Here is a 25561-nt window from a genome sequence, read left to right on the forward strand (position 1 = left end):
GCCCGTCCGGTCTCGGTTGCGGCCGCCGCGCGGCTCCGGTGCGGTGCAATCAGTAGACATAGGCCCTGTTCAAGACGTAGCTGAGGACGGGGACGCTCATCGCAGCCAGCAGCAGCGCCGCGGCTTCGGCAAGGCCCGCGGCGACCGCCGCCCAGACGATCCCGACGCTCGCGAGGAACACCGCGAGCGAGACGACCATGAACTTGCGCAGTGCGACGGCATAGGCGCGGCGGCTCCGGAAGGTGACGTGGTAGTGCCCGAAGAACGACACCAGGAAAGCGCCCGCGTAGCCGCCCGCGTGGACCAGGGCGGGCGCCAGCGCGGTCCAGCCGGCGAGGAGCGCGACGATCGCGAGGTGCGTGGCCGTCGCCACGCCCCCCACCGCGCCGAAGCGCAGGATCTGCCCGGTCTCCCGTGCCCGCGTCACGCCGGCTTCCTCAGCACCGCGACCACCGAAAGGCCGCCGAGCCGGTTGAGCTTCATCACGGCGGTCTCGGCCCCGCAGATGCCCTTCAGCAGGCCGTTCGCCACCGGGCCGGCGGGCCGCATGTCGGAGGTCTCGGAGGTCCGGCCCCGTTTCAGCAGGCGCACGGCCGCTGCGAGCGGGAAGATCGCGCCGAAGTAGTAGTGCAGCCGCTCCGGCGTCGCGCCGGCCGCGCGGATCGTGCGCTCCAGCGAGCGCACGGTGTAGCGGCGGCGATGCTCGAGGTAGTCGTCGTGCGCGCTCCACAGGAACTCGAAGGCCGGCACGGTAATGATGAAGGTGGCGCCCGGCGGCGCGAGGTCCCAGTAGGTCGAGAGCAGCGCGACATCGTCGTCCACGTGCTCGAGCACGTCCATCAGCAGCACGAGGTCGGCGTCGCTCTCGCCCGTTTCGCGCACGTAGCGAACGGTCCGGCCGTTCGGCAGCTTCTCTTCGCTTTCCGTCTCGTAACCGGGGTCCACGCAGGTCGCGCCGTCGCCCCGGTCGTTCTCCAGCAGCCAGCGGCTGAACCAGCCCAGCCCCGCGCCGACGTCGAGGATCGAGGAGGGGCGCTGGTGGAAGTGATGCGTGATCATCCGGGCTTTCGACTGGTAATACCAGTGATCGTCCGCCCCCTCGCCGAGCATGTGCCTTTCCTTGAGATCCAACGCCAAGCTCCACTTGTGAGGCGAACCGCGTGTCGCCTATACCCCGACCCGGTATGGGGATAGCGGTTCTCACCACGGCGATCCAGTGTAATGGAGCCGGGGCCCGCCGCTTCCGCGCGGCTGTATTGGGAGCGTCACGCATGCGGGTTTTTTACTGGTGCAATCTCTTGTTGCTGCTCACCGCGCTGGTCTGCGCCGCCGCCGCCTTCACCGGGCTCGCGGCCAACGGCTTCTGGACCGACGAACTCTTCACCGCCTACTTCGCCGACCCGGACATGAGCTCCGCCGGAGAGGTTGTCACCCGCGGGGCGGAGGATGTGCACCCGCCGGGTTACTACCTGCTGGTCTGGCTGGCCGCGCGTGTCACGGAGGCGGACTTCGACCTCGTGGCGCGCGGGGTCTCGGCCGCGCTGGGCGTGCTGGCGCTCGTGGTGATCTACGTCGCGCCGGGCCGTGGCGTCGGGGTCACGGCGCGGCTTGTCGCGGTCGCCTTCGTCGCGACCTCGGCGATCTGGGCCGGCTACACGCACGAGGCGCGCTCCTACACGCTCGTGTTCGTGCTGGTCGGCGTCCTTGCGGGGCTGGCGCTGCGCGCGGACGAACGGTTGCGCGCCGGCGGGACGGCGACGGGCGCGCTGGTCGCCGTGGCGGCGGTCGCGATGCTTGCTGGTCTCGTGCACTACTACACGGTGCTCGTCTCGGGCGGCGTCTTCGCCATGCTCCTGCTCTCGGCGCGCAGCTGGCCGGCTCGCGCGCGCGTCGTCGTCGCAGGGCTCTCGGTGCTTGCCGTCGTCTGTGCCTTTCTCGCCTGGCACCTGCCGCGGATCGTTGCGGACGTCGATGACACGTGGTTCTCGGCGACCGCCGGTTTCATCCTGCAGATGACGCGTGCCGGGGTGGGCGAGCTGGTCGGAGACCGCCTCGACCGCGTGGCGCTGGGGGTCGTGCTGATCCTGATGCTCGTCGCGCGGATGGTCGCGCAGACGCGCTGGCCGGTGGACCGCGAGGCCGCGCTGCTGATCGGCGCGGGCGTGCTCGCGCCCGCCTTCGGGGTCGCGGTGACGGTTCTGGCGGTGCCCATGTACTCGAGCCGCATGTTCGCCGTGCTCGCGCCGCTGCTTTGGGTCGCGCTCGCCCATATCGTCCAGGGGATCTTCGCGCGTCTCGACCGGTCCGGCGCCGACGCCCGGCTTCGGGCGGGCGCGCCGCTGGCGATGACCGCGGCGCTCATGCTGTCGGCGAGCAGCGTCCTGGACCGCGGCCAGAACTCCAAGGAGCCATACCGCGAGTCCGCCCGGGCCGTGGCGTCGCGGGACGGCTGCCTCTCGGCGACGATTCCGGTCATCTGGTGGGAACAGCCCTACTTTTCCGAGGACGATCCGGAGCGCTTCCACGGGTTCTACCTTCCCGAACCCAACGAGACCGCTTGGTTGCCGCTTCCGCGCGACGCGCTGCAACAGGGGCTGGAAAGCGCGCCGATGCGGCGGCTCGTCCGCGACACCGAGAGCGGCGCGCGCGATTGCCCGGTGCTGCTTTGGGAGATCCACGCCTCGGGCGGTCTTGGCCCCCGGCAGAAGGTCGAGTTGCTCGAGCGGCACCTGCAGGACCCCGACCGCTCGGTCTCGATCAGCGAGGTCGCCTCCTCGCAGCATGCCGCGAGGCTCTATCTTCTCGAATGACGCGGTGGCCGAGCGTCACGCCGCTTGTTTGCGGAAAGCATGAAAATGCATATTTTTGCCCTTCGCGCGGGCTGGGGCAGCGGCAATACTCGGGCATGAGTTCGGTAAGCGTAAAGTGTCCCTGCCTCTTTCCCGGCCCGACGTGCGGATGCGCTCACCTGCCGCCGTCGGGGTCACGTCATCGAAAGGCTGCGGTACGGCGATCTCTGCGCCGTCCTGCACCGCCGGGATCGGGAACGGGCAGCGCGTGAATTCGGAAATCCAGGATCCATAGGGGGAGAGTGAAACCATGATCCAGCTGACAAGAGCCTTCGCCGGCTTCGCCGCGCTCGCGGCGCTGACGGCCTGCGTCGAGATGGAAGGCGGTGGCGGCACCACCACCGTCATGCCGCCCATGGCCGGCGGCCCGCCCTTCATCGAAGGCAGCTTCTCGGCCAGCGAGGCCGCCGTTAACGCCTGCCGCGATCTGCTCGCCTCCCGGACCTCCGGCGGCGTGACCGTGGTGGGCTCGGAATTCTCGCAGGCCAACAGCGCGGTCTACATGCGCGTCGGTGCCAACGGCGCGCCATGGCGCTGCATCGTCTCCGACGACGGAAGCAACCCGTCGATCATGTTCATGGGCGACGAAGGCGCGATGTGATCGCCGCGGCGCCGCGCGCGCCCGGGTGTCCGCTCAGCGGGCCTGTTCCAGCTCGCTGAGCGTGTCGCGCAGGGTCTCCACCTCGTTGAGGTGGTGCAGCGCGGCGTCGCCGAGCGCCTCCGCCGTGTCCGAGGCCAGCAGCCGCAGCACGGTCATCACGCCGACGTAGCTGTCGAGCGGCAGGTCGGTCTCGACCGCGCAGGTCAGCGTCCATGTGGCATAGGCCGGCGCCTCGCGCAGGCCCTTGTCCGCCACCAGCAGCAGCTTCGCGCCGCGCTCCGCCAGCAGGCGGACCAGCTGGCCGAAGCGGGCAGGGCGCCGCCGCAGCCCGATCAGCACCACCACGTCGCCTTGGCCGATCCCTGCGATGCCCTCGGCCAGAGTCTGCCCCTCCAGCGCCAGCGGCGCCACGTCGGCGCGCAGCTGCGCCAGCTGCGCCGTCAGGTAGTCGGCCAGGAACCGGCTGTTGCGAAAGCCCAGCAGGCGGACCTGCCGCGCCTCTGCCAGCGCGCGGGCAGCCTGCTGCATCACCTCCGCGTCGAGCTGCGCCAGCGTCGCCTCGATGATGCCCGCCTCGGCGCGCAGCACCTCGCCGTGCGAGGCCGCCATCGGCGCGCTGCCCTTCATGAAGAGCGGCGAGCCCGTCTCGCGCAGGCGCCGCGCGTCCTGCCGCGCGTCCTCGAAGCTGCGATAGCCCAGCCGCTGCACCAGCCGGCTCACGGTGGCGTTCGACGTGCCCGCCAGCCCCGCCAGTTCCGAGGCGCTCCAGACCGCCATCTCGGCCGGCGCGTTGAGGATCGTGTCCGCCACCAACCGCTCGCGGCCGGGCAGGATGGCATAGGCCTCGTGCAGGCGGCGCAGCAGCGAGACGGGGGCGTCGGTCCGGGGATCGGGGGGCATCGGCGATGTCATGGCGTCAGGATTTCCACATTTTCACCCCCGTGCAAAGCCGCTTTCACCGAGGCGCGGGTCCGGGCCGCCCCGGGCGCGATTCGCGGCCGGGAAGGGCGGTCAGCGATGGTTTTGCCAGCGCGGAGGCCATGAATCTGCCGCTTTCATGAGCAGGTCCTGCTTGCAATGCAATTTTCACCTGTTAACGCTTTATGAAAATCATTTTTCGCTCCACCTTGGCGGCATGGACCCAACGGCGCGCCGGACGGCGGGCCGGGCTCACCAGGAACGACCCCGCCGGCCGACACCACGCAGCGCCGGACAAGAACACGACAAGGACACAACAGAGAGAAACGCCATGAACCGCCGAATGCTTCTGCAGTCCGCCCTCGCGGGCACCGCGCTGGGGGCGCTGGCCCCCGCCACCCGCGCCCTTGCCGCCACCGACATCCTCTGGATGACCTGGGAGAACCTGGCCAAGGACGACTATCTCGCGCCCTTCCTCGACGCGCACGACGTCTCGCTCACCAAGACCTTCATCGGCACCGACGACGAGCAGTTCGCCAAGCTGCGCGCCGGGGGCGCCTCCTCGGTCGACCTGATCACGCCCGGCCTCGACAAGGTGGAATTCTACACCGCCTCGGACCTGCTGCAGCCGATCGACTTCGACAAGGTGCCCAACGCCAGCCTGCTCTACGACACCTTCAAGCAGACCCCGCTGGGCAAGGTCGACGGCGAGACCTACGGCATCCCCTTCTACTGGGGCATCAACCCCATCGTCTACCGCGCCGACCTCATGGACGAGGAACCCGACTGGTCGGTCTTCTTCGAGGGCGACAAGTACAACGGCAAGCTCGCCATGCGCGACTACGCGCTCGAGGGCATCATGATCGCCGCCATGTATCTCGGCATCCCCGAGTCCGAGATGTTCGACATGGACGACAAGCAGCTCGCCGAGGTCAAGCGCGTGCTGATGATCCAGAAGTCCAAGCTGCGCACCTACTGGAACTCGATCAGCGACCTGACCAACCTCTTCGCCACCGGCGAGGTGGTCTGCGCCTTCTCCTGGGTGCCGCCCTACTACGACCTGCGTGACAAGGGCATCGACATGGGCATGGCCAAGCCCGAGGCCGGCGTCATCGGCTGGTGCGACACCGTCGCCGTGCCCAAGGGCCTCGAGGGCGACCGGCTGGACGCCACGCTGGAGCTGGTCAACTACCTGCTCGGACCGGAATACGGCAAGATGCTCGCGGTGGGCGGCCCCTACGCGCAATCGACCTCGGCCGCGCGCGACATGCTCTCGCCCGAGGAGCAGTCGAAGATCTTCGTCGACGACCTCTCGGTCATGGACAGCTTCGTCTGGAAGAAGAACCCGCCGCGCTACAACGAGTGGGTCGCCCTCTGGAACGAGGTCAAGGCCAGCTGATGTTGCCTCTTCTCGAAGCTTCGGGACTGTCCAAGATCTACGACCGTGTCGAGGCCGTGGCCGGGGTGGATTTCACCCTGGCCGAAAACAGCTACGTCACGCTTCTCGGACCCTCGGGCTGCGGCAAGACCTCGATCCTGCGGATGATCGGCGGGTTCGAGGCCGTGACCTCGGGCGCGCTGCGGCTCGACGGCGACCGGCTCGACCCGGTGCCCGCCGCGCGCCGTCCGATCAACACCGTGTTCCAGAGCTACGCGCTCTTTCCCCACCTCACGGTGCTGGAAAACGTCTGCTTCGGCCTCGCCTACGGCGACACGCCCCGCGCCAAGGTCACGACCCGCGCCCACGACGTGCTGAAGACCGTGCAGATGCAGGACTTCGCCAACCGCCGCCCCGCTCAGCTCTCGGGCGGGCAGCAGCAGCGCGTCGCGCTGGCCCGCGCCATCGTCAACGAACCGCGCCTGCTGCTGCTGGACGAGCCGCTCTCGGCGCTCGACCGGCGGATGCGCAAGGACATGCAGATCGAGCTCAAGGACCTGCAACGCCGCCTCGGCATGGCCTTCCTGCACGTGACCCACGACCAGGAAGAGGCCTTTGCCCTCTCGGACCGCATCATCGTGATGCGCGACGGCCGGATCGAGCAGCAGGGCCGCCCCGAGGACATCTACGCCCATCCCCGCACCGCCTGGGTCGCCGACTTCATCGGCGGCGCCACCTGCGTGCCGGGCAAGATCCGCGGGCAGGAAAGGGACCGCGCGACGATCGGGACCGCCATCGGCGCATTCACCTGCCCCGCCGCGCCCGGCGCGCAGGGCGAGGCGGTGCTCTGCCTGCGCCCCGAGCAGGTGCACCTCGCCCCCGACGGGCATCCCCGCCACGGTCACGCACTGCGTCTTTCGCGGCTCGGACTGGCTGGTGGAATGTCGCGCCGGGGACCTGATCCTGCAGGCCACCCATGGCGGCGCGGGCGATCCGCCCCCGCCCGCGGGCGAGACCGTCGCGCTGCATTTCGACTCCGACCGCGCGTGGATCGCCGCATGAGACGCATCGGAACCCTGCTCGCAAGCCCGGTCGTGGCGGCGCTGCTGGCGCTCTGCATCGCGCCGCTGGCGATCCTCTTCGTCTACAGTTTCTTCCAGGTCGATTTCGTTGCCATCTCGCGCGATCCGACGCTGGCCAACTACGTCAAGATCGCCGGGTCCGAGACCTACCGCGGTCTCATCGCCCGCGCCTTCGGTTCGGCGCTGCTGGTGGTGGCGATCACCGCGGTCATCGCCTACCCGGTGGCCTGGTTCCTCGCCAAGCGCGTGGGGCCGGCGAAATCCACCCTGCTGACGCTGCTGCTGGTGCCGCTCTACTCGGGCGACCTCGTGCGCATCTTCGCATGGCGCGTGCTGCTGGGGGCCGAGGGGGTCATCAACAGCACGCTCATGTGGCTGAACGTCATCGACGCGCCGCTGCAGGGGCTGCTCTTCAGCCCGCTCGCGACCCATATCGCGCTGACCTACAACTACCTGCCCTTCATGGTGATCGGCCTCTGGCTCGCCTTCGAGGCGCTGGACGACGCCTGGCTCGAGGCTGCCGCCGACCTCGGCGCCCCCGGCTGGGAGCGCTTCCGCCGCGTGACGCTGCCGCTGACCTCGCCGGGGCTCATCGCGGGCGGGCTGATGGTCTTCCTCATGGTCGCGGGCGACTACCTGACGCCGCAGCTTCTGGGCGGCGCCTCGGGCATCACCATCATATCGGCGATCAACGACCTCTTCGGCACCGCCTTCGACTGGCCGCTCGGCTCGGCCATCGCCTGGACCATGCTGGCGATCCTCATGCTGGCCTTCGCCGCCGGCGCGCTGGCGATCCGCCGCTCCAGTCTCGTGGAGGGCCGGGCATGAGTGCTGTCGCCAAAAGCTGGGTCTGGCTGGTCTTCGGCTTCATGTACCTGCCGATCGCGATCATCCTGCTGTTCTCGCTCAACGCCTCCGACGTCATGGCCTTCCCGCTGCAGGGCTTCACGCTGGACTGGTATGCCGAGATCCTGCGCGACGGCCGCCTCGGCGGCGGCTTCCTGACCACGCTCAAGACCGCCTTTCCGGTCGCCATCCTCGCGACGCTCTTCGGCGCGCTGGCGGCGCTCTCGCTCACGGTCTACCCGATGCGCTTTCGCGGGGGCATGGTCGTGATCCTGCTGCTGCCCTTCCTCGTGCCCAAGCTGATCCTCGCGGTCAGCCAGCTCATCCTGCTCAAGGAGCTGGGGCTGGGGCGCGGCCTCTGGACCGTGATCCTCGCGCAGGCGGTGATCGTGCTGCCCTTTTGCACCATCATCATCGCATCGGTGCTGATCCGCATCGACCTGCGGCTCATCGAGGCCGCCGAGGATCTCGGCGCCTCGAGGTGGGAGTGCTTCCGCCGCGTGACCCTGCCGCTGATGCGCAACGGGCTCATGGCCTCCTGGGTGATCGCCTTCGTGCTCTCCTCGGCCGAATACGTCCTGACGGCCTTTCTCAGCGGGCGCGCGCAGCCGCTCTCGGTGCTCGTGGCCTCCGACTTCCGTTTCAACCTGTCTCCCGGCCTCAACGCGCTCGCCGTGCTGATCGTGCTGGGCAACATCGCGCTCGTGGTGCTGGCCGAGACCATCCGCCGCCGCTCCGGGCGCCCAAGATGAGGACCCTCATGCAATTCGACAGCCCGCTCGGCACAAGCGCCGAGCTGATCTCCAACCCCCACTTCGACCCCGCCGCGCCCTATGGCGAGGCGCAGCAGGCGGTGCTGAACGACGCGGCCTTCGACACGGCGAAGGCGACCATCTCGGCATGGCCGGGCTATGCGCCGACCCCGCTGCGCAGCCTGCCGGGACTGGCGGCAGAGGCCGGCGTCGCCGCGCTGCACTACAAGGACGAGGGCTCGCGCTTCGGCCTCGGCAGCTTCAAGGCGCTGGGCGGCGCCTATGCCGTGCTGCGCCTGCTGGTGCGCACCATCGAGGCGAAGAAGGGCGTCGCCGCCACCGTGGCCCAGATCCTCGCCGGGGATCACGACGACGTGGTGCGCGGCATCACCGTCTGCTGCGCGACCGACGGAAACCACGGGCGCTCGGTCGCATGGGGGGCGCGCACCTTCGGCTGCAACTGCGTGATCTTCATCCACGCCACCGTCTCCGAGAGCCGGAAAGAGGCCATCGAGGCCTACGGCGCCGAGGTCCGCCGCTGCGACGGCAACTACGACGACAGCGTGCGCGAGGCCGACCGCACCGCGCAGGCCGAGGGCTGGACCGTGGTCTCCGACACCTCCTATCCGGGCTACACCGAGATCCCCAAGGACGTGATGCAGGGCTACGAGCTCATGGCCGCCGAGGCCGCCGATGCCCTGCCGGAGCCGCCCACCCACGTCTTCGTGCAGACCGGCGTCGGCGGCATGGCGGCGGCGATCGCGGCCCAGATGCGCCGCCGCTACGGCGCCCGCGCACCCCGCGTGATCCTTGCCGACCCCGACCGCTCGGCCTGCTGGCTCGAGAGTTTCCGCAGCGGCGCGCCGACCCCGGTGCACGGCGATCTCGACACGCTCATGGCCGGGCTTGCCTGCGGCGAGGTCTCGCTGCTCGCCTGGGAGGTGCTCAAGCCGCTCGCCTGCGCCACCGTCTCGGTCCGCGACGACGAGGCCGTCGCGATGATGCGCCGGCTGGCCGATCCGCTGCCGGGCGATCCGGTGATCGTGGCGGGCGAAAGCGCCGTCGCGGGGCTCGCCGCGCTCCTTTCGGTCGCAGGCCACGCCCCCGCGCGCGAGGCGCTGGGGCTGGACGCGGATTCGCGGGTGCTGGTCTTCGGCTCCGAGGCCGACACCGACCCCGGCCTCTACGCCGAACTGGTCGGCCGCAGCGCGGACGAGGTGAGGGCAGGGGCATGATCGACGCCGATCGCCTCTCGTCCCGCATCGCCGAGCTTGGCCGCATCGGCGCGCTCCCGGGCGGCGGCTGCAAGCGCCTCGCCCTCACGCCCGAGGACGCCGAGGGCCGCGCGCTCGTCACCGGCTGGTTCCGCGAGCTGGGCCTCGAGATCGCCACCGACGTCATCGGCAACACCTGGGCCATCCGCCCCGGCAAGCGCGACCTGCCGCCCGTCGTCATGGGCTCGCACATCGACACCGTCGCGACCGGCGGCCTCTACGACGGCACGCTCGGCGTGCTGGCGGGCCTCGAGGTGATCGAAAGCGCGCTGGAGGCCGGGATCGAGACCGACCACCCCCTCTGCGTCGTCTTCTTCACCAACGAGGAGGGCGCGCGCTTCGCCCCCGACATGATGGGCTCGGGCGTCGCGCAGGGCGCGCTGGACCTCGAACAGATGCTCGCAAGCCCCGGCATCGACGGCACCACCGTGGGCGAGGCGCTGGACGGCATCGGCGCGCGCGGCCCGGCGCCTGCCGGCGCGCTGAAACCCGCCGCCTACCTCGAGCTGCACATCGAACAGGGCCCCGTGCTCGAGACCGAGGCGCTGCAGATCGGCGTGGTCACCGGCGTGCAGGGCATTTCCTGGACCGAGTTCACCGTCTCCGGCCGCTCGGCCCACGCGGGCACCACGCCCATGCCCCTGCGCCACGACGCCGGCCACGTCGCCGCCGGCATCGCGATGGAGGCCCGCGCCATCGCCCGCGATTTCGGCCCGCCGCAGGTCGCCACCGTGGGCCGGCTCTCCCTGTCCCCGGACCTCGTCAACGTGGTGCCCGAAAGCGCGACCTTCACCGTCGACCTGCGCCACTCCGACGAGGACCGCCTGCAACAGGCCGAGGCCCGCCTCTTCGCCTTCGCCGAGGAGGCCGCAAGGGCCGAGGGCTGCACCGTCACCCGCCGCAGCCTCGCCCGGTTCGAGCCGGTGGTCTTCGACGCGGGCCGTCGTGGCGCAGGTCGCGCAGGCCGCTGACCGGCTGGGCGTACAGCCACCGGCACATGCCGTCGGGCGCCGGGCACGACGCGCAGATGTTCGCGCCGCGCTGCCCCTCCGCCATGATCTTCGTGCCGTCGAAGGACGGCATCAGCCACAACATCCAGGAATACACCGCGCCCGAGGACCTCGTCCGGGGCGCGCGCCTGCTGGCCGAGGTCGCCCTCGACCGCGCGGGCGTCTCGAAAGGACCCAAGTCATGAGTCGCAGCATCGTCGTCGCAACCGCACAGCTTGGCCCCATCGCGCGGGATGAACCGCGCGCCTCCGCCGTCGCGCGCATGATCGCGCTCATGGAGACCGCCCATTCGCGCGGCGCGCGCCTGGTGGTCTTTCCCGAGCTGGCGCTGACCACCTTCTTCCCGCGCTGGCTGCTCGAAGGCGACGAGCTCGACGCCTTCTACGAGACCGAAATGCCCGGCCCCGACACCGCGCCCCTCTTCGAGGCGGCGAAACGGCTGGGCGTCGGCTTCTACCTCGGCTACGCGGAACTCCTGCACGAGGGCGGCACCACGCGGCGCTTCAACACCTCGATCTTCGTCACCCCCGAGGGCGAGATCGCGGGCAGGTATCGCAAGGTCCACCTGCCGGGGCACTACAACCACGAGGACTGGCGCCGCTTCCAGCACCTCGAGAAGCGCTATTTCGAGCATGGCGACCTCGGCTTCCCGGTCTTCGAGGCCATGGGCGGCACGCTGGGCATGTGCCTGTGCAACGACCGCCGCTGGCCGGAAACCTTCCGCGTGCTCGGACTGCGCGGCGCCGAGCTCATCATGCTCGGCTACAACACGCCGCAGCACTACCCGCAGGCGCCCGAGCACGATCACCTGCAGGACTTCCACAACCACCTCTCGATGCAGCACGGCGCCTATGCCAACGGTGCCTGGGTCATCGGCACAGCCAAGGCCGGCCGCGAGGAGGGCTGCGACCTGATCGCCGGCTCCTGCATCATCGCCCCCACGGGCGAGATCATCGCCCGCACGCAGGGCGTGGGCGACGAGGTGGCCGTGGCCGAGATCGACCTCGACCGCTGCCGCGAGCTGCGCGAGAACGTCTTCAACTTCGCGCTCCACCGCGAGCCGGGCGACTACGGCCCGATCTGCGAAGGCGCCGAGGCCCGCGCCGAGGAGCGCGCCGAGATCACCCGCAACAGCCGCTTCACCGCCAGCGCCGACTGAGGGCCGCGCGCCCCTGCCGGGCCGGGCGCGCTCCCGCAGCGCCCGGCGCGGCCCTTCGACGGAAGGATCAGTCGTCTTGCGCGCCCTGTCGTGCTATCGTCGCCGCGCAAGCTGGGGGAGGATGGTTTGCGCGATCTGGCTCACGTCAGGGAGATCGACAGCGCCTTGCGCGGTCAGCCGACCGCCGATCTGCGCGATGCGCTGGTCATCGACAGCTGGCGCCGCTGCGTCGAGACCTACGGCATGGACCCCGCCCGCGCGGAGGCGGCGCATATCGTCACCGAGGCCGAACTCAGGCGGCACCGCGAACAGTCCGAGCGCCTGATCGCCACGGCGCGCTCGGGCCTGCGGTCGCTCTTCCGGCAGGTGGCCGGGCAGAACTACGTCCTGCTGCTGGCCGATGCCGAGGGCGTCTGCGTCGATTTCTTCGGCGATCCCCGTTTCGAGGACGAACTGCGCGAGGCCGGGCTCTACCTCGGCTCCGACTGGTCCGAGGATCTCGCCGGGACCTGCGGCGTGGGCTCCTGCCTCGTGACCGGCGAGGCCGTCACGATCCACCAGAGCGATCACTTCGGGCTGGCCCACACGCCGCTCTCCTGCACCGCCGCGCCGATCTACGACACGCAGGGGCAGCTGACGGCGGTGCTCGACATCTCGCTGCTGCGCTCGCCCTCGCCGAAATCCAGCCAGAACCTCGCCATGAACCTCGTGCGGGCCTCGGCCCGGCGCGTCGAGATGGCGAACCTCATGGCCACCACCCGCCGCGACTGGGTGCTGCGGCTCTCCAGCTCGCCCGAGTTTCTCGAGGTCGACCCCGAGGCGGCGGTGGCGCTGGACGGCTCCGGCCGCATCGTCGGGCTCACCCACGCGGCACAGACGCTGCTCGCGCCCGAGGACGGCGGGCCGCTGATCGGCACCCCCGTCGGCCGCCACATCGACCTTTCGGTCGACGACCTGCCCGACCTCATGCGCGGCCGCCCGACCGAGGACCGGGTCATCCGCCTCAGGGACGGCCGGGGCCTCTTCGGCCATGCCATCGCGCCGCAGAAACCCCGCGTTCCCGGGCGCGGCGGCCCGGCGCAGCTGCCCGGCGGCCTCTCCAGCCTCTGCGGCGCCGAGCCGGTGCTCGAGCCGCTGCTGCACCGCGCCGCGCGGCTGGCCGCGACCCCCGTGCCCCTGCTGATCGAGGGCGAGACCGGCACCGGCAAGGAGACGCTCGCCCGCGCGATCCACGTCTGCGGCCCGCCCGAGCGGGCCTTCCACCGCCTGCACTGCGCCAGCGCCACGCCTGGCACCCTGCAGGCCTTCGCCGAGGCGCGCGCGGGCACACTCTTCCTCAAGGGGGTCGAGGATCTGGGCCCCGAGGCGCAGGGCGCATTGTTGGCCCTGCTGGAATCGCGTGCGGACCTGCGCCCCGTCGCCTCGGTCCGCACCGACCTCGCCCGCGCCGCGCAGGAGGGCACCTTCCGCCCCGAGCTCTTCTTCCGGCTGGCGGGCGACCGGCTGCGCCTGCCGCCCCTGCGCCTGCGCCACGATCTCGCCTGGCTCATCGACCGCGCCCTGCGCCGCAGCGGCGTCCCCGACATGGGCCTCTCGCCCGCCGCCCGCGCCGAGCTTCAGGGCCGCGAATGGCCCGGCAACATCCGCGAGCTGGAAAGCGTCCTCCGCGTCGCCGCCGCCGTGGCCGAGGGCCGGGTGATCGACCTGCCGGACCTGCCCGCCCCCTGCTTCGCCGCCCGGCGCGAAAGCGCCCCCGACGAGGGGCTCGAGGCGATCCTCGACGCCTGCGGCTGGAACATGGCGCAGGCCGCGCGGCGGCTGGGCGTCAACCGCTCGACGGTGATGCGCCGCGTGCGCAAGGCGGGGCTCACCCCGCCGCAGTAGGCGCAACAGCCCCCGTTGCGCGGTGTTGCGCGCGCAACGGCCCGGCCCGCGCAGGGCGGATTTTCCGGGTCCGGACGGCCGCGGCCGTGGCGCCGCCGCCCGCCCGCGTGTGACGATTTCCAAGGGAGAGAGACAGACCAAAAGGGAGGACGACATGCTCGATTCAACGGTTCTCGACCGCACCCAGGCGTTCCTGGACGACTTCGGAGGGGCGCTCGAACGCGGCGACATCGCCGCCGCGCGCGACATGTTCCTCGAGGACTGCTACTGGCGCGACCTCGTGGCATTCACCTGGAACCTCAAGACCGTGGAGGGCCGCGACCAGGTCGAGGACATGCTGAACCACCAGCTCGCCACGACCCGGCCCCGCAACTGGCAGGTCGCCGAGGGCGAGATGCCCGAGGAGGCCGACGGCGTCACCACCGCCTGGATCCAGTTCGAGACCGACGTCGCGCGCGGCTACGGGCTCCTGCGGCTGAAGGACGGCAGGATCTGGACCCTGCTCACCGCGATGGTCGAGCTCAAGGGCCACGAGGAGCCGCGCGGCTTCGACCGTCCGCTCGGCGCCCGCCACGGCGCGGACAAGAACCGCGCCACCTGGAAGGAGGCGCGCGAGCACGAGCTTGCGACGCTGGGCTACGAGGAACAGCCCTACACCGTCATCGTCGGCGGCGGGCAGGGCGGCATCGCGCTGGGCGCGCGGCTGCGGCAGCTCGGCGTGCCGACCATCATCCTCGAAAGCAACGATCGGCCCGGCGACAGCTGGCGCAAGCGCTACAAGTCGCTCTGCCTGCATGACCCGGTCTGGTACGACCACCTTCCCTACATCAAGTTCCCCGACAACTGGCCCGTCTTCGCGCCCAAGGACAAGATCGGCGACTGGCTCGAGATGTATACCAAGGTCATGGAGCTGAACTACTGGACGCGCAGCACGGCGAAATCCGCCAGCTACGACGCGGCCAAGGGCGAATGGACCGTGGTGGTCGACCGCGACGGAGAAGAGGTCGTGCTGAAGCCCAAGCAGCTGGTCATGGCGACCGGCATGTCCGGCAAGCCGCGCATGCCCGACTTCCCCGGCATGGACACCTTCAAGGGCGACCAGCACCATTCCAGCCAGCACCCGGGCCCCGATGCCTATGCCGGCAAGAAATGCGTGGTGATCGGCTCCAACAACTCGGCGCATGACATCTGCGCCGCGCTCTGGGAGCACGATGCCGACGTGACCATGGTGCAGCGCTCCTCGACCCATATCGTGCGCTCGGACACGCTCATGGATATCGGGCTCGGTGCGCTCTACTCGGAAGAGGCCGTGCAGAAGGGCATGACAACGGAAAAGGCCGACCTGATCTTCGCCTCGCTGCCCTACCGGATCATGCACGAGTTCCAGATCCCGCTCTACGAGCAGATGAAGGAGCGCGACAAGGACTTCTACGAGGGGCTCGAGAAGGCCGGGTTCAAGCTCGACTGGGGCGACGACGGTTCGGGCCTCTTCATGAAGTACCTGCGCCGCGGCTCGGGCTACTACATCGACGTGGGCGCCAGCCAGCTCATCATCGACGGCGAGGTCAAGCTGGCCGCCGGCCAGGTGGTCGAGGTGGTCGAGGACGGCGTCATGCTCGACACCGGCGAAAAGCTCGAGGCCGATCTCATCGTCTATGCCACCGGCTACAACTCGATGAACGGCTGGGTCGCCGACCTCATGGGGCAGGAGATGGCCGACAAGGTGGGCAAGGTCTGGGGCCTCGGCTCGGACACCACCAAGGACCCCGGCCCCTGGGAGGGTGAACAGCGCAACATGTGGAAGCCCACCCAGCAGGAGGCGCTGTGGTTCCACGGCGGCAACCTGCACCAGTCACGGCACTACTCGCAGTATCTGGCGTTGCAGCTCAAGGCGCGGATGGAGGGCATCGACACCCCCGTCTACGGCCTGCAGGAGGTGCACCACCTCTCGTGATCGCGTCCGCCCGCGGGCGCGGGCCGGGGCCTCCCTTGCGGCAGCCCCGGCCGATATCCGGAAATGCACAAAAAGATGCCTCATAGCGGCCGCATTCCACTGGTCTTCAGAACCCTGCGTTAACCTTAACGCACCGACGTTGAAGAGGTTTTCAGGGTAGGGGATCGGCAGAATGCGTCTTACGGATCATGGTCTCATGCCGCGTGCCTTCACGAGGGCCGCGATCACCGTGCTTGTCGCGGTCATCATCGCCGCGGTCTTCGTGGCGGTCACCGTGACACGGCATGCGAACGAGGCGCAGTCGCGCCTGCAGCAGGACGTGGTCATGCGCGGGGCGGACGCGATCTCGCTGGGCTTCAACACGGCGCTCAAGCGGGAATGGGACAGCCTTCACGCTGTCGCCCGGGCCATCGACGGCGCGACGCCGGCCGACATCAACGACTTCATGGACGCGGTGGTCGCGGCCGGCGGCCGGGTCGCCTGGGCCGGGGTCGCCGACCTGAACGGAACCATCATCTCGGGCTCGCACCGCCTGCGCGAAGGCCAGGACGTCAGCGAACGGCGCTGGTACCGCGAGGGGCTCCGCAGGCCCGCGGTGGGCAACGCCTTCGACAGCCGCTCGCTGGCGCGGGACGAGAACGACAAGCCCCAGTCCCTCCTGAACCTTTCCACGCCCATCCGCGATGCCAAGGGCGAGACGATCGGCGTGGCCGTCTACAGCCTGCGCATGGCCTGGGTCGCCTCCTACCTCGCGACCGCCAAGGAAGAACTGCGGATCGACGTGGTCGTGCAGGACCGCAGGGGCCGGACCCTTGTCGACACCCGCCCCGAGCCGGCCCCGCTGCCCGAGAATGCCGCCGCGGCCGCCAGTTTCGGAGCCGACGCCGCGGGCGCCTTCCGCCTGCTGCGCGACACCGAGGGGCTCTACGCCTTCACCCCCAGCTTCGTGGGCGAGTCGCTGCCCGACTTCGGCTGGCGCGTCTTCGCGGTGCTCGACCAGAGCAGCCACCTCGACCTGCTGCCCTCGCTGCTGCGCGACATCATCTTGGCGGTCGCCATCGCGGCCACCTTCGTGCTGGGCGCCACCATGATGGTCCTGCGCCTGCTGCTCCGCCCGCTCGAATGCCTGACGGACACCGCTGCCGACGTCGCCGCCGGAAGCCTCGTCTACCCGGTCGAAAGCCGCAGCTCGCGCGAGGCCTCGGACCTGTCGCGCGCACTGGCGCGGATCCAGGCGGAACTGGCCACGCTCAGGGCGCGGGAGTCGGCCCGAGACACCCGCTACCTCGGCGTCGCGGCGGGGCGACCGGACCCGGAAGGCACCGGCCGGGTCTACCGCGAGCGCCCCGAGGCGCCGGCGGCGGACTGGATGCCGCGCAAGCGGGCCTCCTGAGCCCGGACACAACGCCCGCCCCGGCCCGCCCCCGTGGCGGGCAACCGGCCACCAACACGCTAGATGCGCCAGGGACACGACCAGACACCATGATCAAGGCAAGGCTTTTCGCGATCCTCGGGCTCGCGCTCGGCGGGGCCACCACGGCGCAGGCCGACGGCACCTTCCTCCAGTTCGACCTCGCACCCGAGACGCAGGACGCGGTCTTCGCCGGCACGCGCGGCAAGGTCAGCTTCGGCGCCAACTACTCCGGCTACGATGGCGGATGGAGCAGCGGCGCCTTCGTCGCCCGCGACGTCGCCTTCGAGGGGATCGGCACGCTCAAGCTGGGCCCCAGCCTCGGCACCACCGACGAGGCCGACGACTGGTCCCTCGGCGCCAAGGTCGTGGCCGAGCGCTACCAGCCGACCTCCTTCGGCTTCATGTTCCTCGCGGCGCAGTTCAACACCATCGACAACGACTGGTTCGCGCTCGTGCAGGTCGGCGACGGCAAGGGGCTCTCGGTCGATTTCTCCGCCGGCGGAAGCGACACCTACGACGAGCGCACCATCGCGGTGAACAGCCGCATCGGCGACGGGCCGGTCAGCCTGCGCGCCGGCTACCGCTTTCTCGCCGAGACGGGCTTCATCGGGGTCTCGGTCAACACCTACTGACCCCGCGCCCCGCCGCGCGCTCAGTCCCGGCGGGGCGTGAATCGCTCGAAGAAGTCGCGGATCAGCGTGCCCGCCCGGACCCGGCTGACGCCCGGCTCGCCCCCCTCGGCGTAGAACTTCACGAAGAAGGCCTCGCGCTGGGCGTCGTCGGGCAGCAGCTGCAGGCGCGTCCCGTCCCGCAGCCGCGAGATCGCGTAGGCCTCGATCGGGCCGGGGATGCCCTCGATGCTCAGGGTGCCGCGCGTCTCCTCTTCCAGCGACAGCCCCCGGATGCGCACCGTGTCCATCGTCAGCGAGGTGATCCAAAGCCGGTGCTCGCGCCCTTCCATGCTGAAGGTCACGTGCTCGGGCCGGTCCGCGACATGCACCTCGCGGCGCGGCAGCTCGATGCAGGCGAGGCACGCGACCCCCAGCACCACGAGGTTGTAGAGCGTCCAGAACAGGATCACCCACTTGCCGTCGCCCGCGTCGTAATGCGCGAAGCCGTCGTGCAGGATGGCCAGCAACAGCCCCACCAGCGTCAGCACGAAGCCCGCGAGGAAGGGCATCATCATCCGCCACTGCACCACCACCTTCGACCGGTCGCCGCCCTTGGCCGTCACCGAGAAGGGGTGCCCGTGCGGCCGGAACAGCCCCGTGAAGGCCGCGCGGCTGATCGGAATGGCCCCGATCAGCTGGCTCACGTCGTTCAGGATCGGCACCACCATGCCCCGGCTCAGCAGGTTCAGCGTCATCAGGATCCAGATGTAGTAGGCCCCGAAGTAGCTGATCACGTCGGGCAGCGAGGCGTTCACCACCGTGATGTTGAAGAACCAGTAGAGCAGGGGAAAGACGATGGCCGCGATGCGGAAGGGAAAGGTTGTCGTCCAGTAGAGGATCGAATCCACCACGCTCCACCGGTCGCGCAGGCGCAGGTTGCTGCGCGCCAGCGGCCCCAGCGAGGACCGCGCGATCTGCATCAGCCCCAGGCACCAGCGCGCGCGCTGCGTGACGTATTCCTTCAGCCCCTCGGGCGCGAGCCCCTCGGTCAGCGGCTCGGCCAGGTAGACCGTGCGCCAGCCGCCGTCCTGCAGTGCCAGCGTCAGCATGAAGTCCTCGGTCACCGACTCGGTGTTGAACCCGCCGATGGCGCGCAGCGCCTCCCAGCGGCAGACCGACGAGGTGCCGCAGCAGAAGGCGATGCCCCAGCCGTCCCGCGAGGGCTGCATGTGGTCGAAGAAGAAGCGCTGCTCGTCGGGGTAGGAGGCGCCGAGGTTGAAGTTGTGCTGGATCGGGTCGGGGTTGAAGAAATGCTGCGGCGTCTGCACCAGCCCCACGTCCGGCGCGTGGAACAGCGCCAGCGTCCGCGACAGGAACCCCCGGTGCGGCACGAAATCGGCGTCCAGCACGGCGACGTAGTCCGGCACCACCGCGTCCTCGGCCAGCCGGTCCAGCGCGTGGTTGATGTTGCCCGCCTTCTGCCCCTCGTTCGTGGGCCGCCGCATGTAGCGCACGCCCGCCTCGGCGCAGTAGCCGCGCAGCCAGTCGCGCCGGTTGTCGTCGCAGACGATCACCTCCTTGTTCTCGTGGCGCAGGAACCTGGCGCCCACGATGGTCCGCTCCAGGACGTCCCTGTCCTCGTTGTAGGTGGCGATCAGGATGGCCACGCGCGGCTCGCGCGCGCCCCACCAGTCGCGGTTGGCGTCGGCCTCCTCGCTGCGCAGCCGCACCCGCGACATGATCAGGAAGGCGCTCAGGGAGCCCACCAGCGACAGCCCCTCCAGCGAGAAGAGCGCCCAGCTCGCCAGCGCGTCGAAGCTCGGACCGAACGGGGCGAGCGTCTCGGTCCCCCGCCACCAGGCGTAGCGCAGCGCCAGCACCGCGGCGATACCCAGCAGGACCGCGCGGTGGAGCGATCGCCGCGGGTCGATCACGCCCGGAAGCAGTCCCGCGATGCCGATCACCAGCAGCACGTGCACCGCCGAGGCGCCAAGCTCTGCAAGGTGAGGGAAGGGCAGCATCAGGGCAGCAGCCCCCGCAGCCAGTCGAGCGGGCGGGTGTCGAAGAAGGCGCGCCCGGTCTGGCCCACCGCGCAGCCGCGCGCGGGGTCCGAGGCAAGCCCGGGCACCTGCAGCGTCACGTCGTAGCGCTCCAGGTGCTTCTGTGTCGGCGCGACGGCGAGGTTGCGATAGATCCGCTCCGCCCCGGTCCCGGCCAGCCGCCCGACCCGCGCCTCATGCACGGTATCGCCGCCCGACAGGCGGAAGGTGGCGGCCTGTCCGATCCGCAGGTCGTTGTAGACCATTTCCGTGACCGACAGCGTCACGACGATCCCCTCGCAATCCAGCAGACGCAGGATCGGATCGCCGCGCTGCACGGCCACGCCGTCGGACTGCAGCGTCTCCCAGTAGCGCCCGTTCACCGGCGCGACGATGTCGCCGCCGGCCAGGCCGTTGACCCGCAGCCGCTCGCGGCTGGTGCGCTGGTCCAGCGATGCATGCCGTGCCCGCGCCTCGGCCAGCCGCGATTCCAGACCCGAGATCACGCTCTCCAGCTCGGTCGCGCGCTGCTCGGCGTTGGGCGAGTCGTTGTAGCCGTCGCCGAGGAACACGCCCGCCTCGGCCGCGCGCAGGGCAATCTCCAGCACCGCGACCCGCTCGCGCGCGTGGTCCAGCACCAGCGGCGCGACGTAGGGCTCCTGCGGCAGGCGGGCCTGCATGTCGTCCACGAGGTCGATCAGCCGCTGATCCGTGTCCGCGGGCATCTCGCCGCCCTCGAGGATCGCGAGGCGCCGTCGCGCGTGCGAAAGCCGCGTGCGCAGCTCCGACAGGCGGTTCTCGCGAAAGGTGTTCGCGCGCTGCATCAGGCTGTCGCGCATGGCGCGCGTGCTCTCCAGGTCCGCCTCGATCCGCGTCACCTCGGCCAAGGCGAACTCGCGTTCCATGCGCAGATCGTTCAGCCGGATCGTGTCGACGAGCGTGTCGTCGATCGAGGCGATGACCTCGCCCTCCTGGATGCGCGCGCCGAAGGGCCGCTCGGACAGCGACAGGTTGCCCGCCGTGGGCGCCCGCACCGTCACGACGGGGGCATTGACCACCGCGTTCGCGCTGGCGCCGGTCATCTGCTCTCCGACGATCACCCACAGCGCGAACAGGATCAGGGCCACGCTCAGGACCACGCGAAGCGTCTTCATGTCAGGGTCTCCGGGTTTGTCACCGACCCGGCGACGGGTTTTTACCGCGAAATGGTCTCGCAGATGACGCCTGCGTGGAACAGGCCCCCGCGCAAGTCCCGGAAATCAGTGAGGCCCTTCCGCATCACCACCTTCGGCCCGGGCGACCTGCGCCAGCAGCGCAAGCGTCGCCGGATAGTATCCCTGCGCCGTGCCGCCCGCCGACGCCGGGGGCGCGCGGCGGGCGGCCAGCGCGGCCACGGCGAGAAAGCCCGGCGCGTTGCTCTGAACCAACGGGTGCGCGTCCGGCCCGGTCACCGTGGCGACATGGCCGGGGGCCGGGGCCGCGGAAAAGCGCCGCGCGGCGACATTCATCGCCGGATGCCGCCAGCGCCCGGACCATGCGAGGTAGAGCGGGATGCGCAGCGCGTCCCAGCCAAAGCGATCCGCCAGCCCCTCGGGCGGGCGCGGGCCCTCGCGGGTCACGCTCACCCAGTCGCGCAGGGCGCGCGGGTCCCTCAGCAGCGTCTCGCCATGCGCGGCGGCCCGGACAAGCGCCGTCACGCCCGTCGCCTCGCCCAACTCGATCATCGCGCGGGGCACATAATACGAGGGATTGACCAGCACGGTCTCTGCCGTCGCGAGCGACTGGTCCGAGGGCTTCAGCAGCGGCTCCTTCGGCGCGCGCGGGTCCGGGGCAAGGCAGATCTCCGCGATCGCCCGCGCGATGGGCCCCACCTTGTCCGCGTGCCCGGTCCAGCCGGAATCCCGGCCCGCCCGCAGCAGGGCCCAGCCGCGCAGCAGGTCGCCGTCCGTCGCGTTGCGCCAGTCCCCGACCGCGCCTGCCTGCCACTTCCAGGCCATCAGCGCGTCCTGCCGCGTCGCAAGCCGGCGCTGCGTCCAGCCCTCGATCCGCTCGAAGGCCTCGCGGTCGCCGAAGGCCTGCGCCAGCAGCAGCCCGTAGGCCTGTCCCTCGGAATGGCTGATCGCCTCCTGCCCGTCGTCGATCACCCGCCCTTCGGGCGCGAGGAAGGCGGCTTTCCACGTCTCCCAGTCGCCCCGCTGCGGCGCCGGCCGGGCGCCCTGCGCGGCGGCGCTCCCGGCGATGAGGCCGGTCAGGGCGAACAGTACGGAACGCCTGTACGGGTCGTACGGATGCATCGGTCGGGCGGGCCTCTCGCGGTCATCGGTCTGCCTGCGCCTAGCACGACCCGGGACCCCGCGTGTCCGGAAAACCGCCTCTCTGGCGCAGCCGTGATCAATGCCCCAGCAGGCGCGCCAGTGCCAGCGCGAGCGGCCAGCGGTTCATCGCGTAGACATGCAGCGCCGGCGCGCCGTAGCCCACGAGCCGCCGCGCCTGCTCGACGGTCGCCACGGCCGAGAGGTAGGGCATCGTCTCGGGCGCCTGTTCCGCCTGTGAAAACAGGTGGTTGAGCCAGTCCGGAACGTGCGCCCCGTTCTCCCGGGCAAAGCCGCGCAGGCGGCTCCAGCCCTCGAGCGGCATCAGTCCCGGCACGATGGGCGCGTCGATCCCGTGCCGCGCGCAGGTCTCCAGGAACCGCCCGTAGGCCTCCGGGTCGAGCACGAACTGGCAGACCGCGCTCGTCGCCCCGGCGTCCAGCTTGGCCTTGAGATGATCGATATCCGCCTCCAGCGTGTCCGCCTCGGGATGCTTCTCGGGATAGGCGGCCACGGAAATTTCAAAGGGATGACAATCCCTTAGTGCCGCAACGAGGTCGGCGGCATGCGCGAAGCCCGGGGGCAGGGGCCCCTGCACCGCACGCGGCCGGTCGCCCCGCAGCGCGAGGATCCGCGTGATCCCGGCTTCCCAGAACCCCTCGGCCGCCGCCAGCGCATCCTCGCGCGAGAGCCCCAGCGCCGTGAGATGCGCCGTCACCGGCCGCCCCGCGATCCGCGCGACCTCGACCGCCGTGTCATGCGTGCCCGTCCGCGTGGTCCCGCCCGCGCCCATCGTCACCGAAAAGCCCTTGCCCGCCACGGGGGCAAGGCGCTCCACCGTCTCGCGCAGCGCCTCCCGCCGCTCGGCGCTGCGCGGCGGAAACAGCTCGAAGCCCAGCGGCACCGCGCCGCGCGACTCCACGAGCCGCCGCAGCAGGGCGTCGGTCGGCTCCGGTATCAGCGGCGCGCCACGCATCGGCCCGCCTCAGACGACGTAGTCCCGCCCGGCCGCCCGCGCCCGTTCGCGGGCGCTGGGATGGGCCGAAGGGCGAAAGGGCACCTGCACCACCTCGGCCGCGACCGGCTGGCCCGATTGATCGCAATAGGCCTCGGGCAGCTCGACCGTCAGCCGCGTGCCAAGCTCGGACAGCTCGTGCGGAACGAACCCCAGCGCGATGTTGTGGCACAGCTCGGGCGACCACCAGGGCGAGGTGACATATCCCACCCGCCCACGATCTGGCGCGGAAACCAGCCAGAAATCAGGGGCATAATCGGTGATCGGCCGTCCCCCGATGGCGAGGCCGACCATCTTCAGCCGGAACGGATAGCGCCCGGCGTCGATCTCGGCCCGCTGCGCCTCGAGCGCGGCGCGGCCGATGTAGTCGGCCTCCTTCCTGCGCGGCACCTGGTAGGCGAGGTTGACCTGGAAGGGCGATGTCTCGGTGTCCATGTCCTGCCCCCAGGACAGGATGCCGGCAGCGATGCGCCGGTGATGCGCGGGCGCGACCACCCGCAGACCGTAGCGCGCGCCGTGCCCGCGCAGGGCATACCAGACCGCCTCGGCGTTGAGCGTGGCGTCGCGCAGGTAGACCTCGAAGCCGGCCTCCCCGGAAAAGCCGGTCTGGCTGACCAGCACCGGACAGCCCGCCAGTTCCGCCTCCATCAGGCCGTAGTAGGGCATCTCGCGGATCGCCTTGCCGAAGAGGTCGGCCATGAAGTCCTCGGAGAGCGGCCCCTGGATCTGCAGCGGCGAGACGTCGAGCTCGGCGATGTCAACGTCGTAGCCCAGGCCCGTGTTGACGCCCTGCAGCCAGAGCAGCAGGTCGCTGTCCGAGGTCGAGAACCAGAACTCTTCGCGGTCGAGCCGCAGCAGCACGGGATCGTTCAGGATACCGCCCTTGTCGTTGCAGACGATCACGTACTTTCCGCGCATCGGCTCGATCTTCGTGGCATCCCGCGTCACGATCCGGTTCACGAAGGCCTCGGCCCCGGGGCCGCGCACGCGGATCTGGCGTTCGACCGCGACGTTCCAGAGCGTCACGCGGTTCACCAGCGCGTCGTATTCGGCCATCGCGCCGCCGTCCTCGGGGCGGATATAGCCGCGCGGGTGATACATGCGGTTGTAGACCGTGGCCCGCCAGCAGCCGGCCTCGATGGACAGGTGCCAGAACGGTGATTTCCGCACCCGCGTCGAGATCAGCATCTGCACCGGCGTCGGCCCCGACTGCCGGAGGTTGATCGGCACCAGGCGGTCGGACTGATCGACGCCGGGCACGTTCGGATGCACCCTTTCCTGCGGTTTCATGCTGTTTCCCCCCTTGTGCTCCTCTCCCCCTGCAGGGTGCGCCCAAAACCCTGATCGCGCAACGGCGCCGCCGTGGGAGCAGGGCAAGGCGCCGGACGAAAGGGGTATTCCGGGTCCGGCTTCCCGGCGTTTCGCGGGTCGAGGGGGCCTTCACGAAGCGCCACAAAGTGTGTATCAACAATCTGGATTTGTATTCGGCGGGATGAAACGAAGGGGGTCGCATGCAGGGACGGTTCATGGTCGTGGACCCGGAAAAGGACTTCGCGGTGCTCAAGGGCCTGTCCTCGCCGACCCGGATACGCATCCTGAAGCTGCTGCACGAGAACGGCCCGACCAACGTCAACGTCATCGCCGAACAGCTCGAGCTACCGCAGTCATCGGTCTCGACCAACGTCCGCGCGCTCGAGGCTGCCGGGCTGATCGAGACCGAGCTGCGCAACGCCCGGAAGGGCACGCAGAAGATCTGCCGCACGCGCTACGACGAGCTGATCGTCGCCTTCCAGCGCAGCTTCGACTCGCCGCGCGACGACACGCTCGAGGTGGCCATGCCGCTGGGGCTCTATTCCAACTGCGAGGTCACCGCGCCCTGTGGCATCTGCTCGCCCGAGGGGATCATCGGGCTGCTGGATGTGCCGGCCACCTTCCTCGAACCCGACCGGATGAAGACCGCGCTCCTGTGGTTCACCAGCGGCTACGTGGAGTACCAGTTTCCAAGCAACTCCAGTGTCTTGGGTGCCGGCCTCGCGGGGGTGGAACTGTCGATGGAATGCTCCTCGGAGGTCCCGGGGACCGACCCGGACTGGCCCTCGGACATCACCGTCTCGATCAACGGCGTGCCGCTCGGTGACTGGACCTCGCCCGGGGATTTCGGCGACAAGCGCGGGCGTTACACGCCGCAGTGGTGGAAGCTCAAGGGCTCGCAATACGGCATGCTCAAGACCTGGTCGGTGACGCCACAGGGCAGCTTCGTCGACGGGGTCCGGATCTCGGACGTGACGCTGGACGACCTCGACCTCTCAGCGCACCGCTCGATTCGCGTCCGCATCGAGGTGCGCGCCGATGCGCAGCATCCCGGCGGGCTCAACATCTTCGGCCGGGGCTTCGGCAACTACGACCAGGACATCGTCCTGCGGATGAGAATGCAGCCCTGACCGGGGCTTGGCCGCGCCCCCG

At 70.2% G+C, this 25561-nt stretch carries 22 protein-coding genes; 14 read left to right on the forward strand and 8 right to left on the reverse strand.

Translation table 11 applies throughout. From position 1 onward, the window contains the following. Positions 1-49: 49 nt before the first annotated feature. Together SALMUC_RS30645 and SALMUC_RS21780 are read right to left on the reverse strand one after the other, a co-directional pair. Positions 50-427: a GtrA family protein gene (locus SALMUC_RS30645; RefSeq protein WP_020039287.1), complete on the reverse strand. Its 378-nt coding sequence runs from the start codon at positions 425-427 to the stop codon at positions 50-52. Further along, complete coding sequence (locus SALMUC_RS21780) at positions 424-1110, reverse strand: class I SAM-dependent methyltransferase (protein ID WP_020039288.1); 687 nt, start codon at positions 1108-1110, stop codon at positions 424-426. Before SALMUC_RS21780 ends, SALMUC_RS30645 begins: the two co-directional genes overlap by 4 nt. Positions 1111-1271: 161 nt before the next feature. Here SALMUC_RS21780 and SALMUC_RS21785 point away from each other — a divergent pair, with 161 nt between their 5' ends. Further along, entirely contained in the window at positions 1272-2810 is a 1539-nt protein-coding gene (locus SALMUC_RS21785; protein WP_037372658.1) for a glycosyltransferase family 39 protein, read from the forward strand. Positions 2811-3099: 289 nt separating this feature from the next. Next, complete coding sequence (locus SALMUC_RS21790) at positions 3100-3450, forward strand: hypothetical protein (protein ID WP_020039289.1); 351 nt, start codon at positions 3100-3102, stop codon at positions 3448-3450. A 33-nt stretch (positions 3451-3483) separates the two neighbouring features. Here SALMUC_RS21790 and SALMUC_RS21795 read toward each other — a convergent pair whose 3' ends face one another. Further along, positions 3484-4350: a MurR/RpiR family transcriptional regulator gene (locus tag SALMUC_RS21795; protein WP_020039290.1), complete on the reverse strand. Its 867-nt coding sequence runs from the start codon at positions 4348-4350 to the stop codon at positions 3484-3486. A gap of 349 nt (positions 4351-4699) precedes the next feature. On the opposite strand from SALMUC_RS21795, the gene SALMUC_RS21800 reads away from it, so the two are divergent. The 11 genes from SALMUC_RS21800 (at position 4700) to SALMUC_RS21850 (ending at position 17753) form a co-directional block, all read left to right on the forward strand. After that, on the forward strand, positions 4700-5767 hold the full coding sequence (locus SALMUC_RS21800) for an extracellular solute-binding protein (RefSeq protein ID WP_021120809.1): 1068 nt from the start codon (positions 4700-4702) through the stop codon (positions 5765-5767). Next, entirely contained in the window at positions 5767-7656 is a 1890-nt protein-coding gene (locus SALMUC_RS31910) for an ATP-binding cassette domain-containing protein (RefSeq protein ID WP_021120810.1), read from the forward strand. Before SALMUC_RS21800 ends, SALMUC_RS31910 begins: the two co-directional genes overlap by 1 nt. Then, positions 7653-8426, forward strand: a complete 774-nt coding sequence (locus SALMUC_RS21815) for an ABC transporter permease (protein WP_020039294.1) — start codon at positions 7653-7655, stop codon at positions 8424-8426. Before SALMUC_RS31910 ends, SALMUC_RS21815 begins: the two co-directional genes overlap by 4 nt. Positions 8427-8434: 8 nt before the next feature. Next, the gene (locus SALMUC_RS21820) at positions 8435-9661 is read left to right on the forward strand and encodes a diaminopropionate ammonia-lyase (RefSeq protein ID WP_020039295.1); all 1227 of its coding nucleotides are present in this window, start codon (positions 8435-8437) and stop codon (positions 9659-9661) included. Then, positions 9658-10671, forward strand: coding sequence for a hydantoinase/carbamoylase family amidase (locus SALMUC_RS21825; RefSeq protein ID WP_021120811.1), 1014 nt, complete (start codon positions 9658-9660; stop codon positions 10669-10671). Before SALMUC_RS21820 ends, SALMUC_RS21825 begins: the two co-directional genes overlap by 4 nt. Before the next feature lie 56 nt (positions 10672-10727). Further along, positions 10728-10895 (forward strand): M20/M25/M40 family metallo-hydrolase, encoded by a 168-nt coding sequence (locus SALMUC_RS31590; protein ID WP_281168874.1) that lies wholly within the window; start codon positions 10728-10730, stop codon positions 10893-10895. Continuing rightward, positions 10892-11869, forward strand: coding sequence for an N-carbamoyl-D-amino-acid hydrolase (locus SALMUC_RS21830; protein WP_020039297.1), 978 nt, complete (start codon positions 10892-10894; stop codon positions 11867-11869). The genes SALMUC_RS31590 and SALMUC_RS21830 overlap by 4 nt, the downstream gene beginning before the upstream one ends. A gap of 126 nt (positions 11870-11995) precedes the next feature. Further along, the gene (locus tag SALMUC_RS21835; protein ID WP_020039298.1) at positions 11996-13753 is read left to right on the forward strand and encodes a sigma-54-dependent Fis family transcriptional regulator; all 1758 of its coding nucleotides are present in this window, start codon (positions 11996-11998) and stop codon (positions 13751-13753) included. A 154-nt stretch (positions 13754-13907) separates the two neighbouring features. Then, entirely contained in the window at positions 13908-15707 is a 1800-nt protein-coding gene (locus SALMUC_RS21840) for an NAD(P)/FAD-dependent oxidoreductase (RefSeq protein ID WP_020039299.1), read from the forward strand. Positions 15708-15903: 196 nt separating this feature from the next. Continuing rightward, the gene (locus SALMUC_RS21845; RefSeq protein WP_020039300.1) at positions 15904-17100 is read left to right on the forward strand and encodes a cache domain-containing protein; all 1197 of its coding nucleotides are present in this window, start codon (positions 15904-15906) and stop codon (positions 17098-17100) included. Between the two features lie 89 nt (positions 17101-17189). Beyond that, positions 17190-17753 (forward strand): hypothetical protein, encoded by a 564-nt coding sequence (locus SALMUC_RS21850; RefSeq protein WP_020039301.1) that lies wholly within the window; start codon positions 17190-17192, stop codon positions 17751-17753. Positions 17754-17773: 20 nt separating this feature from the next. Here SALMUC_RS21850 and SALMUC_RS21855 read toward each other — a convergent pair whose 3' ends face one another. From SALMUC_RS21855 to SALMUC_RS21875, 5 genes are all read right to left on the reverse strand, one after another. Continuing rightward, a complete protein-coding gene (locus SALMUC_RS21855; protein ID WP_020039302.1) occupies positions 17774-19753 on the reverse strand; it encodes a glycosyltransferase in 1980 nt (659 codons plus the stop codon). Then, the gene (locus SALMUC_RS21860) at positions 19753-20925 is read right to left on the reverse strand and encodes an HlyD family secretion protein (protein ID WP_020039303.1); all 1173 of its coding nucleotides are present in this window, start codon (positions 20923-20925) and stop codon (positions 19753-19755) included. Before SALMUC_RS21860 ends, SALMUC_RS21855 begins: the two co-directional genes overlap by 1 nt. 105 nt (positions 20926-21030) lie before the next feature. Beyond that, a complete protein-coding gene (locus tag SALMUC_RS21865) occupies positions 21031-22065 on the reverse strand; it encodes a family 8 glycosyl hydrolase (protein ID WP_020039304.1) in 1035 nt (344 codons plus the stop codon). A gap of 97 nt (positions 22066-22162) precedes the next feature. Continuing rightward, the gene (locus SALMUC_RS21870; protein ID WP_020039305.1) at positions 22163-23059 is read right to left on the reverse strand and encodes a methylenetetrahydrofolate reductase; all 897 of its coding nucleotides are present in this window, start codon (positions 23057-23059) and stop codon (positions 22163-22165) included. 9 nt (positions 23060-23068) lie between these two features. After that, the gene (locus tag SALMUC_RS21875; protein WP_020039306.1) at positions 23069-24388 is read right to left on the reverse strand and encodes a glycine cleavage T C-terminal barrel domain-containing protein; all 1320 of its coding nucleotides are present in this window, start codon (positions 24386-24388) and stop codon (positions 23069-23071) included. Positions 24389-24609: 221 nt separating this feature from the next. On the opposite strand from SALMUC_RS21875, the gene SALMUC_RS21880 reads away from it, so the two are divergent. Beyond that, positions 24610-25539: an ArsR/SmtB family transcription factor gene (locus SALMUC_RS21880; RefSeq protein ID WP_020039307.1), complete on the forward strand. Its 930-nt coding sequence runs from the start codon at positions 24610-24612 to the stop codon at positions 25537-25539. Positions 25540-25561 lie beyond the last annotated feature (22 nt).

This window comes from Salipiger mucosus DSM 16094 (genome assembly GCF_000442255.1).
GTDB classification, from domain to species: domain Bacteria; phylum Pseudomonadota; class Alphaproteobacteria; order Rhodobacterales; family Rhodobacteraceae; genus Salipiger; species Salipiger mucosus.

Bases quoted from the DNA above. Each gene is read 5' to 3' on its own strand.
- SALMUC_RS21850 (WP_020039301.1), top strand. From the start codon at position 17,190: ATGATCAAGGCAAGGCTTTTCGCGATCCTCGGGCTCGCGCTCGGCGGG.
- SALMUC_RS21800 (WP_021120809.1), top strand. From the start codon at position 4,700: ATGAACCGCCGAATGCTTCTGCAGTCCGCCCTCGCGGGCACCGCGCTG.
- SALMUC_RS21870 (WP_020039305.1), bottom strand. From the start codon at position 23,059: ATGCGTGGCGCGCCGCTGATACCGGAGCCGACCGACGCCCTGCTGCGG.
- SALMUC_RS21855 (WP_020039302.1), bottom strand. From the start codon at position 19,753: ATGCTGCCCTTCCCTCACCTTGCAGAGCTTGGCGCCTCGGCGGTGCAC.
- SALMUC_RS21780 (WP_020039288.1), bottom strand. From the start codon at position 1,110: ATGCTCGGCGAGGGGGCGGACGATCACTGGTATTACCAGTCGAAAGCC.
- SALMUC_RS21820 (WP_020039295.1), top strand. From the start codon at position 8,435: ATGCAATTCGACAGCCCGCTCGGCACAAGCGCCGAGCTGATCTCCAAC.
- SALMUC_RS21825 (WP_021120811.1), top strand. From the start codon at position 9,658: ATGATCGACGCCGATCGCCTCTCGTCCCGCATCGCCGAGCTTGGCCGC.
- SALMUC_RS31910 (WP_021120810.1), top strand. From the start codon at position 5,767: ATGTTGCCTCTTCTCGAAGCTTCGGGACTGTCCAAGATCTACGACCGT.
- SALMUC_RS21815 (WP_020039294.1), top strand. From the start codon at position 7,653: ATGAGTGCTGTCGCCAAAAGCTGGGTCTGGCTGGTCTTCGGCTTCATG.
- SALMUC_RS21840 (WP_020039299.1), top strand. From the start codon at position 13,908: ATGCTCGATTCAACGGTTCTCGACCGCACCCAGGCGTTCCTGGACGAC.
- SALMUC_RS21865 (WP_020039304.1), bottom strand. From the start codon at position 22,065: ATGCATCCGTACGACCCGTACAGGCGTTCCGTACTGTTCGCCCTGACC.
- SALMUC_RS21845 (WP_020039300.1), top strand. From the start codon at position 15,904: ATGCCGCGTGCCTTCACGAGGGCCGCGATCACCGTGCTTGTCGCGGTC.
- SALMUC_RS31590 (WP_281168874.1), top strand. From the start codon at position 10,728: ATGTTCGCGCCGCGCTGCCCCTCCGCCATGATCTTCGTGCCGTCGAAG.
- SALMUC_RS21785 (WP_037372658.1), top strand. From the start codon at position 1,272: ATGCGGGTTTTTTACTGGTGCAATCTCTTGTTGCTGCTCACCGCGCTG.
- SALMUC_RS21795 (WP_020039290.1), bottom strand. From the start codon at position 4,350: ATGCCCCCCGATCCCCGGACCGACGCCCCCGTCTCGCTGCTGCGCCGC.
- SALMUC_RS21830 (WP_020039297.1), top strand. From the start codon at position 10,892: ATGAGTCGCAGCATCGTCGTCGCAACCGCACAGCTTGGCCCCATCGCG.
- SALMUC_RS21875 (WP_020039306.1), bottom strand. From the start codon at position 24,388: ATGAAACCGCAGGAAAGGGTGCATCCGAACGTGCCCGGCGTCGATCAG.
- SALMUC_RS21860 (WP_020039303.1), bottom strand. From the start codon at position 20,925: ATGAAGACGCTTCGCGTGGTCCTGAGCGTGGCCCTGATCCTGTTCGCG.
- SALMUC_RS21880 (WP_020039307.1), top strand. From the start codon at position 24,610: ATGCAGGGACGGTTCATGGTCGTGGACCCGGAAAAGGACTTCGCGGTG.
- SALMUC_RS21790 (WP_020039289.1), top strand. From the start codon at position 3,100: ATGATCCAGCTGACAAGAGCCTTCGCCGGCTTCGCCGCGCTCGCGGCG.